Source organism: Pseudomonas putida (assembly GCF_009883635.2).
In the GTDB taxonomy this organism is placed as follows: domain Bacteria; phylum Pseudomonadota; class Gammaproteobacteria; order Pseudomonadales; family Pseudomonadaceae; genus Aquipseudomonas; species Aquipseudomonas putida_W.
Genome location: NZ_CP026115.2, coordinates 2,242,206 through 2,259,702 on the forward strand (window position 1 = coordinate 2,242,206; position 17,497 = coordinate 2,259,702).

The following is a 17,497-nucleotide window of genomic DNA, read 5'->3' on the forward strand; positions in this document are numbered from 1 at the left end:
ATTCTGTGCTGAATCTCAGGAGCAGCCCGTGAAAGCCCTCGACCAACTCACCTTCGACAACCGCTTCGCCCGCCTGGGCGATGCGTTCTCCACCCAGGTCCTGCCCGAGCCGATCGCCGAGCCGCGCCTGGTGGTGGCCAGCGAGTCGGCCATGGCCCTGCTTGACCTCGACCCGGCCCAGGCCAATGAGCCGGTGTTCGCCGAGCTGTTCAGCGGCCACAAGCTCTGGGAAGAGGCCGACCCGCGGGCGATGGTCTATTCCGGCCACCAGTTCGGCTCCTACAACCCGCGCCTGGGCGATGGCCGCGGCCTGCTGCTGGCCGAAGTGCTGAATGACCAGGGCGAACACTGGGACCTGCACCTCAAGGGCGCCGGCCAGACGCCGTATTCGCGCATGGGCGACGGCCGCGCCGTGCTGCGCTCGTCGATCCGCGAGTTCCTCGCCTCAGAGGCCCTGCACGCGCTGGGCATCCCCACCAGCCGGGCACTGTGCGTGATCGGTTCGAGCACCCCGGTGTGGCGCGAAACCCGCGAGAGCGCGGCAATGCTCACCCGCCTGGCGCAGAGCCATGTGCGCTTCGGGCATTTCGAGTACTTCTACTACACCAAGCAGCCGGAACAGCAGCGTGTGCTGATCGACCACGTGCTGGAGCAGCACTACCCCGAATGCCGCGATGCCGAGCAGCCTTACCTGGCCATGTTCCGCACCATCGTCGAGCGCAATGCCGAGCTGATCGCCCGCTGGCAGGCCTATGGCTTCTGCCACGGGGTGATGAACACCGACAACATGTCGATCCTCGGCATCACCTTCGATTTCGGCCCGTACGCCTTCCTCGACGACTTCGACGCCAATTTCATCTGCAACCACTCCGACGATCGAGGCCGCTACAGCTACGCCAACCAGGTGCCGATTGCCCACTGGAACCTCAGCGCCCTGGCTCAGGCCATGACCACGGTGATCGAGGTGGAGTCGCTCAAGGAGGCGCTGGGCCTGTTCCTGCCGCTGTATCAGGCGCACTACCTGGACCTGATGCGTCGGCGCCTGGGCCTGACCACTGCAGAAGACGACGACATGGCGCTGGTCGAGCGCCTTTTGCAGCGCATGCAGAGCGGCGGCGTGGACTACAACCTGTTCTTCCGCAAGCTGGGCGACCAGCCCGTCGCCGAGGCGCTGAAAGCGGTGCGCGACGACTTCATCGACCTCGCCGGGTTCGATGCCTGGGGCGCGGATTACCTGGCCCGCTGCGAGCGCGAGACGGGCAATGCCGAAGGCCGTCGTGAGCGCATGCATGCGGTGAACCCGCTGTACGTGCTGCGCAATTACCTGGCGCAGAAGGCCATCGAAGCGGCCGAAGCGGGGGACTACAGTGAGGTGCGCCGCCTGCACCAGGTGCTGAGCAAGCCGTTCGATGAGCAAGCCGGCATGCAGGCCTATGCCGAGCGCCCACCGGAATGGGGCAAGCATTTGGAAATCAGCTGTTCTTCATAATCTGAAGGGCATGTCTTGAGATAATTGGAGCCTGTGAGATCGAGCGCCGCCCGCGCGGCGCATCGCGAGCTGCGCTCGCTCCTACGTTTGTTTCGGGCCAATGTGTCCTATCGGATTTGCGCGCGTACGCCTTGGCGCATAGCGCGATATTGCGTTGTACCAACAAGGCGGTCGCGCGCGCCTGCCACAGGCGAAACTGGCCCGAAACAAGCGTAGGAGCGAGCAAAGCTCGCGATGCGCCGCGCGGGCGGCGCTCGATCTCATTGGCGCTGAAGATCTTCAGGCATTCTCCTCGAGCAAATCATGCAATTCGACAAACTGCTGTGTCAGCTTGTGCCGCGGTTCCAGGTGAATCAGCGGCAGGTTGGCATGGTGCGACTCGCGCATCTTCACCGAGCTGCCCAGGTACACCGGTAGCACCGGCAGCCCTTCGGCCAGCAGTTCGTCGAGCATCTGCTGGGGCAGGCTGGCGCGGGACTGGAACTGGTTGACCACGATGCCTTCGACCACCAGGTCTTCGTTGTGGTCGTCTTTGAGCTCTTCGATTTCGGCCAGCAGGCCGTACAGTGCCTGGCGCGAGAAACTGTCGCAGTCGAAGGGGATCAGTACGCGATCAGCGGCGATCAATGCGGAAACCGCATAGAAGTTGAGCGCCGGCGGGGTGTCGATGTAGATCCGCTCGTAGTCCTCGTCCAGTTCGTCGAGCAACTTACGCAGCTTGTTGATCTTGTGCTTGGCTTCCAGCTTCGGCTGGAGGTCGGCCAGCTCTGCCGTGGCGGTGACCACATGCAGGTTGTCGAACGGGGTTTCGTAGATGTCGACCTTGTTCTTCTTGCTGAACGGTCCGCTGGACAGGCTCTGCTTGAAGAAATCGGCGATGCCCATGGGAATGTCGTCGCCGGTCAGGCCAGTCAGGTACTGGGTCGAGTTGGCCTGGGCATCCAGGTCGATCAGCAAGGTCCGATAACCTTCGCTGGCGCTCACTGCCGCCAGGTTGCAAGCGATGCTCGACTTGCCCACGCCACCTTTCTGATTGAACACCACGCGCCGCATGATTGACCTCCGTGTATCAACGAATGCCCGAGTATGTGGCGACGCAGCGGCAATGGCCAGTGCCATTTGCCCGTTCGCCGCCTCAGGCCGCCATCAGGCCCGTCAGCAATTCGGCAAACGCCCGGGCCATCGCCGAACCACCGCGCTCGCGCTGCACCAGCCATACTGCCGACATCGCCCCTTCATCCAGCAGCGTGCGGTACACCACACCTTCGATGCGCATGCGCTGGAACGATGCCGGCAGCACCGAGACGCCAAGCCCCGCCGATACCAGGCCGATGATGGTCATCGCCTCCCCCGCTTCCTGGGCAAAGTGCGGGCTGAACCCGGCCTCGCGTGCCAGGCTCAGCAACTGCGCGTGCAACCCGCTGCCATAGCTGCGTGGGAAGAACACGAACGGTTCATGGGCCAGGGCGGCCATGTGCACGCCATGTTCCGTACCTTCTGCCAACGGATGCGAGGCATTGATCACTGCCACCAGCGGCTCGCGGAACAGCTCGGTAGCCACCAGGCCTTCCGGCAGCGGCATCGGCCGCATCAGACCGACCTCGATGGATTCGTCGAACACCCCTTCGGCGACATCCCGGCTGCTCATTTCCTTGAGGTTCAGGTGCACTGCGGGGAAGCGCTGGCGAAAGGCATGAATGGCCTTGGGAATTTTCGACGTGAACGGCGCCGACGAGGTGAAGCCAATTTTCATCTCACCCAGTTCACCCAGCTGCGCACGGCGCGCCACATCGGCCGCCTTCTCCACCTGCGCCAGCACCTGACGCGCCTCTTCAAGGAACAGGCGACCCGCCTCGCTCAGCTCGACCCGACGATTGGTCCGCTCGAACAGGCGGGCGCCCAGTTCCTGTTCCAGTGCCTGGATCTGCTGGCTCAACGGCGGCTGGGAGATGCCCAGTTGCTGGGCCGCGCGGCCGAAGTGCAGCTCTTCGGCAACGGCGATGAAGTAACGCAAATGGCGCAGTTCCATGATCGGCTCCAATCAGGTCGCTAAACGTCTTAAATAGGTCGAACAATATATTGGATCTAATCATTAGCCAGCTATATGCTTTTTTCATTGCGCGAGAGGTACCGCCCGTGAAAACTGCTGTAGCCCCCCTTCCTGCCGGCCCAGAACCTGCCCCCCTGAACGACATGTGGATCGAAAAAGGCACCCCCGCCTTCATGAAAACCGTGCTGGCCCTGTTCAGCGGCGGCTTCGCCACGTTCGCCCTGCTGTACTGCGTGCAGCCGATGATGCCGCTGCTGTCGAAGGAGTTTTCCATCAACGCGGCGCAGAGCAGCCTGGTGCTGTCGGTGTCCACTGCGATGCTGGCGTTCGGCCTGCTGATCACCGGCCCGATCTCCGACCGCATCGGCCGCAAGCCGGTGATGGTGTTTGCCTTGGTCTGTGCCGCCCTGTCGACCCTGGCCAGCGCGGTGATGCCGAGCTGGGAGCTGGTGCTGGCCACCCGCGCCCTGGTGGGCCTGTCGCTGAGTGGCCTGGCGGCGGTGGCGATGACCTACCTCAGCGAAGAAATCCACCCGCAGCACATCGGCCTGGCCATGGGCCTGTACATCGGCGGCAATGCCATCGGCGGCATGAGCGGGCGGTTGATTACCGGGGTACTGATCGATTTCGTCAGTTGGCATGCGGCGATGCTGACCATCGGTGGCCTGGCCCTGGTGGCGGCGCTGGTGTTCTGGAAAGTGCTGCCTGAATCGCGCAATTTCCGCCCGCAGTCGATGAACCCGCGCAGCCTGCTGGACGGCTTTGTCATGCACTTCAAGGATGCCGGGCTGCCGTGGTTGTTCCTCGAAGCCTTCCTGCTGATGGGCGCCTTCGTCACCCTGTTCAACTACATCGGCTATCGCCTGCTGGCCGAGCCTTACCACATGAACCAGGCGCTGGTCGGCTTGCTGTCGGTGGTGTACCTGTCGGGTATCTACAGCTCGGCGCAGGTCGGTGCCCTGGCCGACAAGCTGGGCCGGCGCAAGGTGTTCTGGGCCAGTATCGTGGTAATGGCCGGCGGTTTGCTGATGACGTTGGCCAACCCGCTGGCGCTGGTGATCGTCGGCATGCTGGTGTTCACCTTCGGCTTCTTCGGTGCGCACTCGGTGGCCAGCAGTTGGATCGGCCGGCGGGCGCTGAAGGCCAAGGGGCAGGCTTCGTCGCTGTACCTGTTCAGCTATTACGCAGGGTCCAGCGTGGCCGGTACGGCCGGTGGAGTGTTCTGGCACCAGTGGGGGTGGAATGGGATCGGCTTGTTCATCGGCAGCCTGCTGGCAGTAGCGTTGCTGGTGGCCCTGCACTTGAGCAGGTTGCAACCCAAGGCGGCCTGAAAGGCCGAGGCATCATGCCTCGGCGAGTATCATCACGAAACGCGCCTGTATCAGCTCTCCTTCGGCTTGCAGCTGGAGAGTGAGCGGTTTGCCACCGTCCTGCTCCAGTACGTGCAACCAGGCCAGCACGGCGGCCGCAGCCCCTTCCAGGCTGACATCCACTTGCCCGGACCTGGCCTCCAGGCTGGTGATACGCAGGCCCGCAGCCTTGGCGCGCTCGTTCAATCCCGCAGGTGTCAGCACCTCGACGGGGATTGACGACCAAGGTGGCCCCTGCACGATTCGCTGCAACTGGACACGCACTTCATGTTCGCGTGCCAGGTCTCGCTCAGCCTGTTGCAGGCGGGCCTGCCCCGGCAGCCAGAGTAACTGGCCGATCACGATCAAGGTCAGCCCCCATGATGCTGCCTTCAACTGCGTGCGTCGGCTGGGCGGTAGCTGTTGCCACTGTCGTACCCACCCAGATCCTCTCCAATAACTCATTCAGCCTCCCGCCAGGACAGGGTCGCGCGCACACCTTGGTCGGCCTGTCGGCCCTGTTCCATTCGCATACCGGGCACACGTGCGCCAAGCCGTTCGAGATCGTCAAAGCCTTGGGCGACAACGTCGACTCGCCAGCCTTGTTCAGGCGTCGATTCAGCCCGCTCGATCACTACATTGCCAACGCCGACCAGTTGCTCCGAGAGCAGTGCCAGCTGCTCCAACGTAGTCGCCTGCCTAGGGCGGTGTTCGAGCAACCTGATTCGCGTAGCCAGGTCGCCATCCGGAGACTGCTCAGGTGCCCAGCGCTGCAAAACTCGAAGGTTCTCGGCATGCAACCGTGAAGCTTGCTGCATGAGCCACTGCGTGCGCACGTGATCGACCAGGCAAACCATCAGCAAAGCCAGCACCACGCCACTTGCCAGACCACGCCATGCTGGCCCAATGCGCCGCCGACGCAGGGCGCCTTGGCGCAGGTCCACGGCGCCAGCATTGCCTTGCATCAGGATATCCACAGCACTGGTAATCGGCTGACTAGAGTCGCCTGCGCCTGTTGAGCCAGCCTCGGCCATCCAGGGCATCGAAGCATATTTCTGCTTCAGTGCCTGTGCCGCCTGGGCACTGAGCGCCAGGCAAGCACCCTCGCTGCCCCCCAGCAGCCATCGCCCCTCGAACCACAGGGCGCAGGCCCGCTCGGCATTCAGCAGGTCGGCATCGACGTAGACAGCGATGGGGTCGATGCCCTGCTGCAACAGCTTCGACATCAGCAAGCGCAAGCATTCCAGCGCTATCGCCATTACCTTGCGCCGGCCTTCTTCATCCGCTGGCCCGAACGCCAGGTGCACAGCCTCCAAGGGTGCTGCCAATTGATCTTCCGTCGCATAGCCCAAAGTCTCCCGGCTGGGGCGCCTGCCCGGTATCGGCCCGATCACACAGTACCCCGCCAGCTCCATCGGCAGGACGAGCACCACCGCAGCGCCGGCCAACTCCGACGGCAAGCTGCCTAACTGTGACCGATATAGATGGCCCTGCGCTGTGCGCACTAGCACTGGCCATGTCCCACTGTCTTCGGCCACGCCCCCCATCAGCAGAAACAGGTAAACATTACTCATCGTGCATGTGCTCCGGTTGTGCAGAAAAAAACCGACGCAGCACGCGCACCTGATGTGTGTTCGGGTCGATTTCAAGGTCGCTGTACAGATAGCCAAGGTTGCCTTCCACCTCTGCACGCACCTCCAGGCGGTACCAGCGGCTCGTCACCGACAACCCATGGCTGTCGATGCCAAGGCCCACCAACTGCGGTTGCGCCAGAAATTGCTGAACGCTCGCGTAGCCCTGTTCGGGCTGCTTGCCCGTCACGCTCCGTGCAATGGTGGCATCCACGCCTTCCAGGCCTTCAAGTACCTGCGCCAGGGCGGTATTGACGTTGAGCCCCGCATGGGTAGGCAAGGCCACGACCCATGGCTGCAAACGTGCCATCACCTGCGCATCGACGCCCGGCAAGGCGCGCAGTTGACTGGGGTCGAGCAGGCGTTGCCCGGCCAGAGGTTCCAACATTGGTGCCTCGATCTGCAGGGCATGGCACAACCGCTGCCAACGTTCGAGCAGTACCGGGTCGAGGGTTTTTCGTGCGGTCAACGCAGCGATATTGAAGCGCCCGGAAAGGTCCTCCAGGCGCAGCCGAACTTGCCCCTGCTCAAGGTCCAGCAATCGGGTTTGCGCCCAAGGCTGACCGCGATGGGTCACCTGCAGCAAGGTCGCAGCCTGCTGTTTCAGCTGCTTCAAGGCATGGTGCTCGCCGGCATGGGCGAGCTGCAGCAAGCGCGAGGCATCGATCTGCTGCCGCATGCTGCCCAGCATCCCCTGGTGGCTACGCAACATGCCGGCAATCAGCAGGGTCGACAGTGCCATTACTAACAGCACCGTAATGAGCGCCACGCCCTGTTGCCTCGGGGTTTTCACAGGCTTACCCCCGCCAGGGGCAGTACTCGGCGAATCCGCTGAAAGCGCTGGGTCGACAAGGTGACTTCAAGTGCCTGGGGCGGTTGCGCAGCCGCCCAGCTGGATACCCATCCGCTTTCTGCACCGTACATCCTCCAGTGCAGCTCCTCGATACCTTCGAGCAGCCGTTGCGGGCGTACCTGCCCGTGCTCCAGCGTGCGCCGCTGACGCCACAACACACCGTCCGCCAGCCAGTACTCGACTACTCGCAGATCGCTGCGTGGCAGCGATTGCCGATCACGCTCTGCGCCAAGCAACCAGCCCACCCGCTGCGGCGTCAGCAATACACCGTGACTCCCGCCCTTTTTGCTGCCTGCGGTCCAGTACCCTTGCAGTGCATCCCGCTGCATCACACTCATTGCTCGCCCAAGCGCACGCAATTCTTCGGCCTGGGCCTGACGCGCGGCATCTACCCGTACCAATGCAGCCAACAATTGGCTGGTAGCCGTCGCCAGCAAGGCAAAGATGGCGATGGCCAGTAATAGCTCGAGCAGGGTAAAGCCGCGCTGGATTCGGACTGACTTATTGCGTTGCATCGGCAACCTCCAGCCAGCCCACAGCGTGGTGAAGCGGCTGTCGGTCCGATGCCAGGCCGACGCTCACGCCAACTTCGACGAGTGCCAGCTCTGGCTGATGACGCCTCGATTCGACGATGAACCAGCTGCGCTGATCGAACTGGACCTCTTGCATGCGACGCTGTGCAGTCGCTGTCGCGTGCAAGCGAAGCTCGTTGAGGTGGTTATCAGCGATCCAGCTTGCGAACAGTCGATCGCGCATACCCTGCGACTGTGCCAGCACCTGCTGGCTGGCGGTGGTCACTGCTGCGGCCAGCACGGCAAATACAGACAGCGCCACCAGCACTTCCAGCAAGGTGAACCCACGTTCAGCGTTCGAGCCAGGGGTCATTGAGGCCATCGCTTGATAGTTGGGCAAGGCTGACCCCCGCCTCGTGGAATGACAACGAGAACGGGGTGTACTCGTCGTTACGGTCAAACACCAATTGCGTAGCATTTCCTGGGCCAGCGAGCATCACCGGGAACCCGTCGATACTCAGGCGCAGGTCCAGGCCAGTGTCCCGGCGCGGCCCTGCAGACACCCAGCTTCTCCCGGACGCCTTCATCAGCTGATAGCCGCGGTCATCGATGTGCACTCCCATCTCCTGCCCCTCCAGCACCGCCTGCTGCCGGGCATGCTCGACCAGTTGCAGGAACAAGCCGGCCTCCTGGCTGGCCAGGCGTTGCGGGTCGCGCCCCAACTGCACCCCGGCCATGCCCATGACAACGCCCGCCAGTACCAGCACCAGCATCATTTCAAGCAGGGTGAAGCCTCGCGAGCGACGCAGACTCATTCGGCCCAGTTACCGATATCGGCATCCGCATCTTCACCACCAGGTTGGCCATCGGCGCCGAAAGAGAACAGGTCATACCCCTGCCCTGATCGCGTACCGGGGTTACTGTATTGATAGGGTGTGCCCCAGGGGTCGAGCGCCTGGCTCTTGAGGTAGCCTTGGGCGTTCCACTGACGTGGCAAGGGGGCAACGGTCGGGCGCCGGATGAGCGCCTCCAGGCCTTGGGCGGTGGTCGGATAACGGCCATTGTCCAGGCGGTAAATTTCCAGTGCTGTGGAGATTGACTGGATATCGGTATGCGCCGCCGTGAACTTGGCATGGTCCGGGCGGCTCATCACGTTGGGCAGCACCAACGCGCCGAGCACCCCCAGAATAACCACAACCACCATGATTTCGATGAGCGTGAAACCACGCTGCGCACGACGTGCAAAGCCAGAAGACATATCAGTTGACCAGTTGGTTGAGATTGAGAATGGGCAGCAGGATGGCCAGCACGATGAACAGCACGATGCCCCCCATCACCAACAGCATCAGGGGTTCGCACAGGCTAACCAGGAGGGTTATCCGACCCGCCAGTTGCCTGGCCTGAAGATCGGCGGCACGTTCGAGCATGCTGTCCAGTTCACCGGCACGCTCGCCACTGGCAATCATGTGCAGCATCAGTGCAGGCATGCTCTGGCTGCGTTCCAGGCTTTGGGCCAGCGTTGCGCCCTCGCCCACCTCACGCACAGCGGTATGCAAGCGTTCGCGCAAGACCAGGTTGCCCACCACACCGGCAGCGATGTTCATGGCATCGACCAACACAACACCGCTGCGGCCGAGAATCGCCAGGGTACTGATGAAACGCGCAGCCTCACTGGCACGAACGAAGCCTGCGTAACCTGGCAGGCGCAGGGCCATGGCATGCCATTGCCTTCGCCTCGCCGGCTGGCGCAACAGCGAGGCAGCGCCAGCAACACCTGCCAGCAGCACCAGCAGGGCCGGCAACCCGAAGCGGCCAAAAGCATTGCTCAATGCAATCAGCAGCTGTGTCGCCAGCGGCAACTGTGCCTGGTCGCGGGTAAATGCCTGTACCACGTCCGGCACTACATAGCCGAGCAGAAACGCCACCACCATCAGCGCGACGATGGTCAGTATCAGTGGGTAGACCATCGCCAGTTGCACTTTCTGGCGCAGGGCCTGCTGATCTTCACCATGGGCTGCCAGCCGCTCCAGTACTCCTGCCAGGTGCCCGGAGCGCTCCGCCGCCTCGACCGTGGCGCGGTAAACCAGTGGGAAAGCCAAGGGGTAATGGGCCAGCGCATCGGCAAAGGTATTACCTTCGGCGACTCGCTCAGCCACGCCAAGCAATATCTGCCTGGCCTGTCGCTGGCCACTTTGGGTCGCCACCGCCTGTAACGCCTCGGTCAACGGCATGCTCGCCTGCAACAGCGTCGCCAGCTGCCGGGTAAGCAAACAGCGGCGTGCCAGGGAAAGACGATTGCCTGCAACCAGGGCAGCAAAAGGCGAAGGCTGTACCCGCTCGATCGTGATGACCAACCAGCCTTGCTCGCGCAACTGCTGCCGGGCCTGACGCGCATTGGCCGCCTCAAGCGTTCCGCGCTGGCGAGCGCCACCCAGGCGTTGGGCCTGATACCGGAAAACCGCCATTCTCAGCCCTCGCCCGTCACGCGCAGCAGTTCCTCAAGACTGGTCTGCCCTTGGCAGACACGCTGAACGCCATGCTGAAACAGGCTGGTCGTGCCCGGTCGCAGTAAATCTTGCATCTGTGCCAACGACGCGCGGCCATGGATGGCCTGCGCCAGCTGCGGGGTAATGACGACCATCTCATGCAACGCCATGCGCCCGCTGTAACCCATCTGGCACAGCTCACAGCCTACGGCCTTGTACAGCTGCCTCGGCAGGCTGTCAGGGTTGCCCAGGGCGTCGGCAATGGCGCCCTCCACCTCGTACGCGGCTTTGCAGTGGGGGCATAACACACGCACCAGGCGCTGTGCCATGACACCGGCAAGGGAGGAGGCCAGCAGGCAGGGATCCACCCCCATGTCCGCCAGCCGCGTGATGGCGCCCAGAGCGCTGTTGGTATGCAGGGTCGACAGCACCAGATGACCTGTCAGCGATGCCTGCACGGCGATTTCCGCCGTTTCCCGGTCACGGATCTCCCCTACCATCACGACGTCTGGGTCCTGCCGCAGGATCGCCCGAAGCCCACGGGCGAAGGTCATGTCGACCTTGGTGTTGACCTGGGTCTGGCCGATGCCTGGCAAGTGGTATTCGACCGGGTCTTCAACGGTGAGGATGTTGCGCGACTCACGGTTCAGTACCGAGAGCGCGGTATACAGCGTGGTGGTCTTGCCCGAGCCGGTCGGGCCTGTCACCAGGAAAATACCATGGGGTTTTTCCAGCAATGCCAGAAACGCTTGCTGCACCGAGGGTCGCATCTGCATGTGCTGCACATCCAGACGCACAGCCTGCTTGTCCAGCAGACGTAGCACTACCCTTTCGCCATGGGCCGCAGGCAAGGTAGACACACGCACATCCACCTCATGGCCGGCCAGCCGCAGGCTGATGCGGCCATCCTGTGGCACGCGCTTTTCGGCAATGTCCAGACGCGCCATGACCTTGATCCGCGACACCAGCAAGGCCGCGAGCGCCCTGGGCGGCGACAGCACTTCACGCATAACCCCGTCGACGCGCATGCGAACGCGCAACTGCTGTTCGAACGTTTCCAGGTGGATATCGGAAGCGCGCGACCTGACCGCTTCGCTGAGCAAGGCATTGAGCAAACGGATGATGGGCGCATCATCCTGTTGATCGAGCAGGTCGCTTGCCTGCGGCAAGGCCTCAGCCAGGCGTGACAGGTCTATGTGCTCATCCAGCCCCTGAATGACCGACTCCGCAGCATCCTGGGCGCCGCCGTAGCAAGCGGCAAGGTGCTCTGCAAACTGGTCGCCATCCACCAGGCGCAGTGGCCAGTGATGCCCAACGATACGCAGCGCCTCGGAAAGCGATTCCAGCGTGGCATCGTCACGCATCAACAGTGTGGGCTCGGCTGCCTGCCGATCTAGCAGAATGCCATGACGCCGGGCGAAGCCGAATGGAAGCAAAGGGTTCAAGGCGATGGCTCCCCGCCTTCCGGCATTGGCCGCGCTTCGAACAACCTGTGGGGATCCTGGGGCACGCGCGTCGGGTCGGAGGCGCGAACATCATCGTAGGCACGCTGCCCGGACTCGACCAATTCCGCCTGGGTACGCAAAATGGTGGGGCGCAGGAACACCATCAGATTGGTCTTTTCCTGGGTATCCCTGGTCCAGCGGAACAAGCCACCGATCAAAGGAATACGACTGAGTAACGGCACGCCACGCTGCTCTGTGCGCACACTGTCCTTGATCAGTCCACCGATAACGATGATCTCGCCGTCCGCCGCGAGGATGGTGCTCTTGAGCGTTCGCTTGCTGGTAATCAGGTCACCTTCGAGCGTGCTGGGTGCCAGTTCCGAGCTTTCCTGCTCGACCTCGAGACGCAAGCTTCGGCCTTCGTTGATATGCGGGCGAACCTTGAGGCTGATGCCAATATCTTTGCGTTCCACGGTGGTGAACGGGTTATCCGCGCCATTGCCCGCCGTGGTGTACGAACCCGTCTTGAATGGCACGTTCTGCCCCACCAGGATTTGCGCTTCCTGGTTGTCGAGCGTAAGCAGGCTGGGAGTGGACAGCAGGTTGCTACGGCTGTTGCTGGCTAATGCAGAAACCAGCAGACCGAAGCGGTCAGAGCCCAGAACCAGGGCCGCGCCACTGGGCAACGCCTTGTCCGCCCCCAGCACATCGGACAACAGCGCACCGCTGTCCGGGAATGTCACTCCGCCCTTGAGGCTGCCGGTATCTATACCCCACTGCAATCCCAACGCCTCATTGATATCACCACTGACTTCGACAATGGCCGCGTGTATCAACACCTGCGCGCGAGGCTGGTCCAATTGCTCGATGATCTGCACCACACTCCCCAGCGCCTTGGGTTCCCCCAGCAGCACCAAGGCGTTCTGGCTGCTGTCTGCCTTGACCATCGCCCCGGCCGCAAGCGCCTGGCCCAAGGCTTCTGTGCCCGGTTTGCCATCCAGCCGCTTGCCCACTTCATTGAGCACCTCGGCCAGCTGTTCGGCATTTCCATGCTGAAGGCGCACCACACGCCAGTTATGCGAATTTTCAGGTGCCGGCACATCCAGTTCGCGGGCCAGTCTTGCCAATCGTTGACGGGACTTTTCCGGGCCAAGCACGAGCAGGCGATTGCTGCGCGTGTCGGCCAATACCCGCACACCGCTGTCCGGGCTTCCTGCCGAGGCCTCGACGACCGGCAATACATCGGCGGCTTGCGCTGTACGCAGCGTGACCAGTTCGTAGTCATGCCGCTGACCGCCGTCCAGTTGCCCCACCAGGGCCTGCAACCGCTCGAGGTTGGCAGCCGAGTCAGTGACAACCAGGGCATTGGCGGAGCTGGACGGGCCGATATACCCATTGCTCGACACCAGCGGTCTCAGCAGGCCGGCCAGGTCGGCGGCAGTGCTGCCAGACAGGCTGAACACACGTGTGGTAAATGCGGACGGAATCGCATCGACCTGCTGGTTGGCCCAAGCCTTGGCTTCACTTGCCGGCAAGACCAGCAAGCGGTCGCCGTCGTTGACCGCGGCAAAGCCCTGGGCATTCAAGACCGAGTAGAACAGCCGACGCACACCCTCGCGGTCGTGCGCCTCATTGGACAACACCGTGATACGTCCTTGCACGCGTGGATCGAGCACAATCGTCTGGTCAAGGATGGCGCCGACTTCGCGCACCACATCACGCACATCCGCATCGCTCATCGCCAATTGCCAGGTAGGTACATCAGCCATGGCCAGTGGGCCGGTCAAGGTGAGGCAAGCGCCGAGTGAGGCTGCCCGCAGGTAACGTTGATATCTCATTGCACCTCCCGCAAAAGGCGGGGCGAGTCGGAAGGGGCAGACGCGCGTACGGTGCCGCTGCCAGATTGAACGAACACGTTGCCGCGGGAGCCGGACAAGGTCAGGGTTTTTTCACGCCCGTCGACCCAAAGGGTGATCGCTCCCACGTCGATGCGGCGCAATACGCTGCCACCCGGCAAGCGGTCGCCCACACTGTAGAAGCGGTCACCCTCGCGGCTTCCCACCAACGCACGGGTTTGGCCGCGACTGGGGATGAAGCATGCCTTGAGCACCAATCCGGCCTGGCTTGCAACCCGCTCCCCTGGCTCGCTGTAGCCAAAGGCCAATGCCAGGGTTGCCACAGGTAATGGCTGCTGCGCAGGTAGTGCACCAGCAACACTGCCCGGCCCGGCAGGTTCAACCAGAGCAGGACGCATGACTTCGCGCCAGACCAGAAAGACCAGCGCCAGCAGAGGGATTGCCATCCAGGACAAGGCAGTAGCGTGTTTCATTGGCTCAGGGCAGCATTCGACGTAATACACTCCGCCCGGCAAACTCATGCATGGCGACTGCACCTACGTGCAACGCCACAGCCAAAGCCAGGGCGACGTTTGCTGCTATATGCACCTTGAGCCATGTGCTTAGCCAAAATGGATCAGTCAGCAAGGGCGCGAATGCAAACCAGCCAAACACGTCAATTGCACGATCCATCATCAGCACGCCTGAAGTCAGCACCAATGCGATGAGCCAATAGATGCCTTCGTGGACAACATGCGCCATACGCCGCGCCAGGGCGTTTTCGTTCAGTGCACTCGGCCTTGCCTTCAGGTAGCGCGTCAACCAGCGCAACAGAAAGACCGGAATAAACAGCGTGGTCAGGCCGACATTCACGAAACCGACCCATTGTGCGGTGGCTGGTTCGACAACAAAGCCAGTCACGTAAAAACCACTCACCAAGGCCCAGACGATGACCAAGGCAGAGACCCAGTGCAACAGGACCTGCTGCCAGCAATAAGTATGTTGTTGCATGAGAAATACCGTGGCACGGCCCGGCATGCCTATTGGGCTGCCAGGCCGCACTCCTTTTAGCGCTTGATCCAGGCGTCTTGCCAGTTGCTGCCTACGCCAGGCTCATAGTGATTGGCACTGGCGGAATAGCTCTTGCACCAGCCCTCGAACGGGAATGGTTTGCACTCGAATACCTCGCCGGTCTTGGGCTGCAGGACACGAGTGCCTTCTTTGTAGCTTGCGATCGACTGAGGGAATTCAAAGTCGTAGTCTTCGCCACCTGCGGCTTTGAGCTGAACCACACGTTCTTCCTGCAGCAAAATTCTCCCCGTCTTGTTCACACCAACCACCTTGAGCAGGTGTTCGCCCTCGACGCTAGTCACTGGTAGCGCAACGGGGCTGGTGGTGGCATCCACGTCCAGGCGAGCGAAGCCGACCTGCTGGTTAGCGCTGTCGAACAGCCGTGCGCTGACCTGCAGCTTGCGGTTGGTCATGACGGTGAAGTCAATGTTCGCCTTGCCGTCAGTCAAGCTGTAATCAGGCTTGAGGTCATGCAGATGCATATAGCTGTCGTCGACCGGCACGCCTTCGAAATCCAGCTGATAACTGCTGATGCCCGTCTCTGGCTTGGCGAAGATGTTGTTGGCGCCCTGCTCGGGCTTTATGTTGCCGTCGTTATCGAGCTGACCGGCCTGCACCAGCGACTGGGTTTCATTGATGCGCTTGGCCAGCTTGTAAGACCAATTGGGCGCGAGGCCTTCCTCGGCGTTCTCGATAGCAACCGTGACGCTGTATGGAGCGCTTTCCGAACCGGCCACGAACGCGCGGGCCTTGACCTTGTCGCCAACCTGCAGGTCACGGTGGGGGTTGATGCTACCCACCTGCGGCCACTCCGGAACCGGGCCGCCATCTACCTGGATATCCACATCCATGACGTTGTAGAACGCAAAGGCGGTATCGCCGATTGTCCAGGCTCCCAGAATAATGTGCTGCCCGGACTTGCCGGCAGGCAGCGTGCACTGGTGTTTTACCAGGGCCGGCCCACTCGTGGGTTGCCCCTCGCCACGGGCGGGCTTGCCTTGCCCGTCGACTGTGCAGAAAGGCGTTGGCTCGAACGCATCACGGCCCAACGGGGCATTCGGGTTCCAACCCGTTTTGGTGATGAAATACTCCCAGCCCGTTGTCTTGTGCCCTTCCGTGTAGTGCCAGTTGAAGGCGATTTCACGTTGTTTGATAGGGGTCAGGGTCCAGCGGTTGGCCGATTGTTCATCAAGCAACGAGAAATCAGACCGCACACCACCACTGGCGAGCTTCCCATCGACTGGACCGCGGGCCGGAAACCCTTTTGGTGCCTCTCCGACAGCTTGCGGCTCGTACATGGGCTGGCCGCATCCAGTGTTCGTACCTAACTTGCAGGCATACGCACGAGATGGTGGCTCACTGGTATAACCATGCGCATTGGCCAGCTGGGCATGCATGCCCGCACCGGCAACTGCCAGCCATAAACCGCTGGCAGCAAACCTTCGCAGATTCTTTGTTGTACTCATGACGCACTCCGGACTACTTGAGCTTGCGTCGGGGGGGCCCGACAGGAGTGCAGGAGTCTAGGAATGGCCAAGGCGCCGATATGTAGGAAAAAGCCTGGAATTCTTCAGGCTTCTCACTAGCGGCTTGATGGCGCCGACCTCATCGGTGAGGGAGGCGTGTAGAACTCAACAAAAAGCCCGGCACTTGGCCGGGCTGTTCGTTTCAGCGCATTTACTGGTGGTACTGCGCCGACAGCTCATGCACGGCGTTGATGAACACGCCGGCATGCTCCGGGTCGACTTCCGGGGTGATCCCGTGACCAAGATTGAATACGTGGCCAGTGCCCTTGCCATAACTGGCCAGGATACGCGCCACTTCCTGGCGGATAGCCTCGGGCTTGGCGTACAGCACCGTTGGGTCCATGTTGCCCTGCAGTGCAACCTTGTCACCAACACGGCGGCGGGCGTCGCCGATTTCGCAGGTCCAGTCCAGTCCCAGTGCGTCGGCGCCTGCTTCGGCGATGCTTTCCAGCCACAGGCCGCCATTCTTGGTGAACAGGATCACCGGCACCTTGCGCCCTTCGTGCTCACGGATCAGGCCGCTGACGATCTTGCGCATGTATGCCAGGGAGAACTCCTGGTAGGCCGCCGCCGACAGGTTACCGCCCCAGGTATCGAAGATCTGTACCGCTTGGGCGCCAGCAAGGATCTGGCCGTTGAGGTAGCTGGTGACCGACTGGGCCAGCTTGTCCAGCAACAGGTGCAGGGCCTGCGGGTTGTCGTAGGCCATGGCCTTGGTCTTGCGGAAGTCCTTGGACGAGCCGCCTTCTACCATGTAGGTGGCCAGGGTCCACGGGCTGCCGGAGAAACCGATCAGTGGCACACGACCATTGAGCTCGCGGCGGATGGTGCTGACCGCATCCATCACATAGCCGAGATCTTTCTGCGGGTCAGGGATCGGCAGCGCTTCGATATCGGCCGGCGTGCTGATGACCTTCTTGAAACGCGGGCCTTCGCCGGTTTCGAAGTACAGGCCCAGGCCCATGGCGTCGGGAATGGTGAGGATGTCCGAGAACAGGATCGCCGCGTCCAGCGGGTAGCGGTCCAGCGGCTGCAGGGTAACCTCGCAGGCGAACTGCGGATTCATGCAAAGGCTCATGAAATCACCGGCCTTGGCGCGGCTGGCGCGGTACTCCGGCAAGTAGCGGCCGGCCTGGCGCATCATCCAGACAGGGGTGACGTCTACGGGTTGCTTGAGCAGTGCACGCAGGAAACGATCGTTCTTCAGGGCAGTCATGTCGGCATCCGGAAAAATAGTGCCGGCATTTTCT

The 17,497-nt window shown here is 62.2% G+C and carries 18 protein-coding genes; 2 read left to right on the top strand and 16 right to left on the bottom strand.

The window, feature by feature from the left end:
- Positions 1–28: 28 nt before the first annotated feature.
- Positions 29–1,489 carry a protein adenylyltransferase SelO gene (gene selO, locus C2H86_RS10210; RefSeq protein ID WP_159412457.1) on the top strand — a complete coding sequence of 487 codons (1,461 nt, stop codon included), beginning with the start codon at positions 29–31 and terminating at the stop codon, positions 1,487–1,489.
- A 279-nt stretch (positions 1,490–1,768) separates the two neighbouring features.
- On the opposite strand, the gene C2H86_RS10215 is transcribed toward selO, so the two are convergent.
- On the bottom strand, positions 1,769–2,542 hold the full coding sequence (locus C2H86_RS10215; protein WP_159412458.1) for a ParA family protein: 774 nt from the start codon (positions 2,540–2,542) through the stop codon (positions 1,769–1,771).
- Between the two features lie 82 nt (positions 2,543–2,624).
- Positions 2,625–3,518, bottom strand: a complete 894-nt coding sequence (locus tag C2H86_RS10220) for a LysR family transcriptional regulator (RefSeq protein WP_159412459.1) — start codon at positions 3,516–3,518, stop codon at positions 2,625–2,627.
- Between the two features lie 164 nt (positions 3,519–3,682).
- Here C2H86_RS10220 and C2H86_RS10225 point away from each other — a divergent pair, with 164 nt between their 5' ends.
- Positions 3,683–4,870 (top strand): MFS transporter, encoded by a 1,188-nt coding sequence (locus C2H86_RS10225; RefSeq protein ID WP_240349715.1) that lies wholly within the window; start codon positions 3,683–3,685, stop codon positions 4,868–4,870.
- A gap of 12 nt (positions 4,871–4,882) precedes the next feature.
- Here the strand turns inward: C2H86_RS10225 and C2H86_RS10230 are convergent, their stop codons facing one another.
- The 14 genes from C2H86_RS10230 to hemE all read right to left on the bottom strand — a co-directional run bounded on the left by C2H86_RS10230 (position 4,883) and on the right by hemE (position 17,463).
- The gene (locus tag C2H86_RS10230) at positions 4,883–5,257 is read right to left on the bottom strand and encodes a hypothetical protein (protein ID WP_240349697.1); all 375 of its coding nucleotides are present in this window, start codon (positions 5,255–5,257) and stop codon (positions 4,883–4,885) included.
- Positions 5,258–5,349: 92 nt separating this feature from the next.
- Entirely contained in the window at positions 5,350–6,462 is a 1,113-nt protein-coding gene (gspL, locus tag C2H86_RS10235; protein ID WP_346266757.1) for a type II secretion system protein GspL, read from the bottom strand.
- Complete coding sequence (locus tag C2H86_RS10240) at positions 6,455–7,261, bottom strand: general secretion pathway protein GspK (RefSeq protein ID WP_159412463.1); 807 nt, start codon at positions 7,259–7,261, stop codon at positions 6,455–6,457. The genes gspL and C2H86_RS10240 overlap by 8 nt, the downstream gene beginning before the upstream one ends.
- A gap of 47 nt (positions 7,262–7,308) precedes the next feature.
- Entirely contained in the window at positions 7,309–7,887 is a 579-nt protein-coding gene (gspJ, locus tag C2H86_RS10245) for a type II secretion system minor pseudopilin GspJ (protein ID WP_159412464.1), read from the bottom strand.
- Positions 7,874–8,212 (bottom strand): type II secretion system minor pseudopilin GspI, encoded by a 339-nt coding sequence (gene gspI, locus C2H86_RS10250; protein WP_240349717.1) that lies wholly within the window; start codon positions 8,210–8,212, stop codon positions 7,874–7,876. The genes gspJ and gspI overlap by 14 nt, the downstream gene beginning before the upstream one ends.
- A 22-nt stretch (positions 8,213–8,234) precedes the next feature.
- Positions 8,235–8,699: a GspH/FimT family pseudopilin gene (locus C2H86_RS10255; RefSeq protein ID WP_159412466.1), complete on the bottom strand. Its 465-nt coding sequence runs from the start codon at positions 8,697–8,699 to the stop codon at positions 8,235–8,237.
- On the bottom strand, positions 8,696–9,142 hold the full coding sequence (gene gspG, locus C2H86_RS10260) for a type II secretion system major pseudopilin GspG (protein ID WP_159412467.1): 447 nt from the start codon (positions 9,140–9,142) through the stop codon (positions 8,696–8,698). Before gspG ends, C2H86_RS10255 begins: the two co-directional genes overlap by 4 nt.
- A 1-nt stretch (position 9,143) precedes the next feature.
- The gene (gspF, locus tag C2H86_RS10265) at positions 9,144–10,349 is read right to left on the bottom strand and encodes a type II secretion system inner membrane protein GspF (protein ID WP_159412468.1); all 1,206 of its coding nucleotides are present in this window, start codon (positions 10,347–10,349) and stop codon (positions 9,144–9,146) included.
- Between the two features lie 2 nt (positions 10,350–10,351).
- Complete coding sequence (gspE, locus tag C2H86_RS10270) at positions 10,352–11,815, bottom strand: type II secretion system ATPase GspE (RefSeq protein WP_159412469.1); 1,464 nt, start codon at positions 11,813–11,815, stop codon at positions 10,352–10,354.
- Entirely contained in the window at positions 11,812–13,653 is a 1,842-nt protein-coding gene (gene gspD / locus C2H86_RS10275; protein WP_159412470.1) for a type II secretion system secretin GspD, read from the bottom strand. The genes gspE and gspD overlap by 4 nt, the downstream gene beginning before the upstream one ends.
- A complete protein-coding gene (locus C2H86_RS10280; protein ID WP_159412471.1) occupies positions 13,650–14,069 on the bottom strand; it encodes a hypothetical protein in 420 nt (139 codons plus the stop codon). Before C2H86_RS10280 ends, gspD begins: the two co-directional genes overlap by 4 nt.
- A 79-nt stretch (positions 14,070–14,148) precedes the next feature.
- Positions 14,149–14,661 (bottom strand): cytochrome b, encoded by a 513-nt coding sequence (locus C2H86_RS10285; protein WP_159412472.1) that lies wholly within the window; start codon positions 14,659–14,661, stop codon positions 14,149–14,151.
- Positions 14,662–14,717: 56 nt separating this feature from the next.
- Positions 14,718–16,187, bottom strand: coding sequence for an N-acetylglucosamine-binding protein GbpA (gene gbpA / locus C2H86_RS10290; protein ID WP_240349698.1), 1,470 nt, complete (start codon positions 16,185–16,187; stop codon positions 14,718–14,720).
- Positions 16,188–16,398: 211 nt separating this feature from the next.
- Entirely contained in the window at positions 16,399–17,463 is a 1,065-nt protein-coding gene (gene hemE, locus C2H86_RS10295) for a uroporphyrinogen decarboxylase (RefSeq protein ID WP_159412473.1), read from the bottom strand.
- Positions 17,464–17,497: the final 34 nt, after the last annotated feature.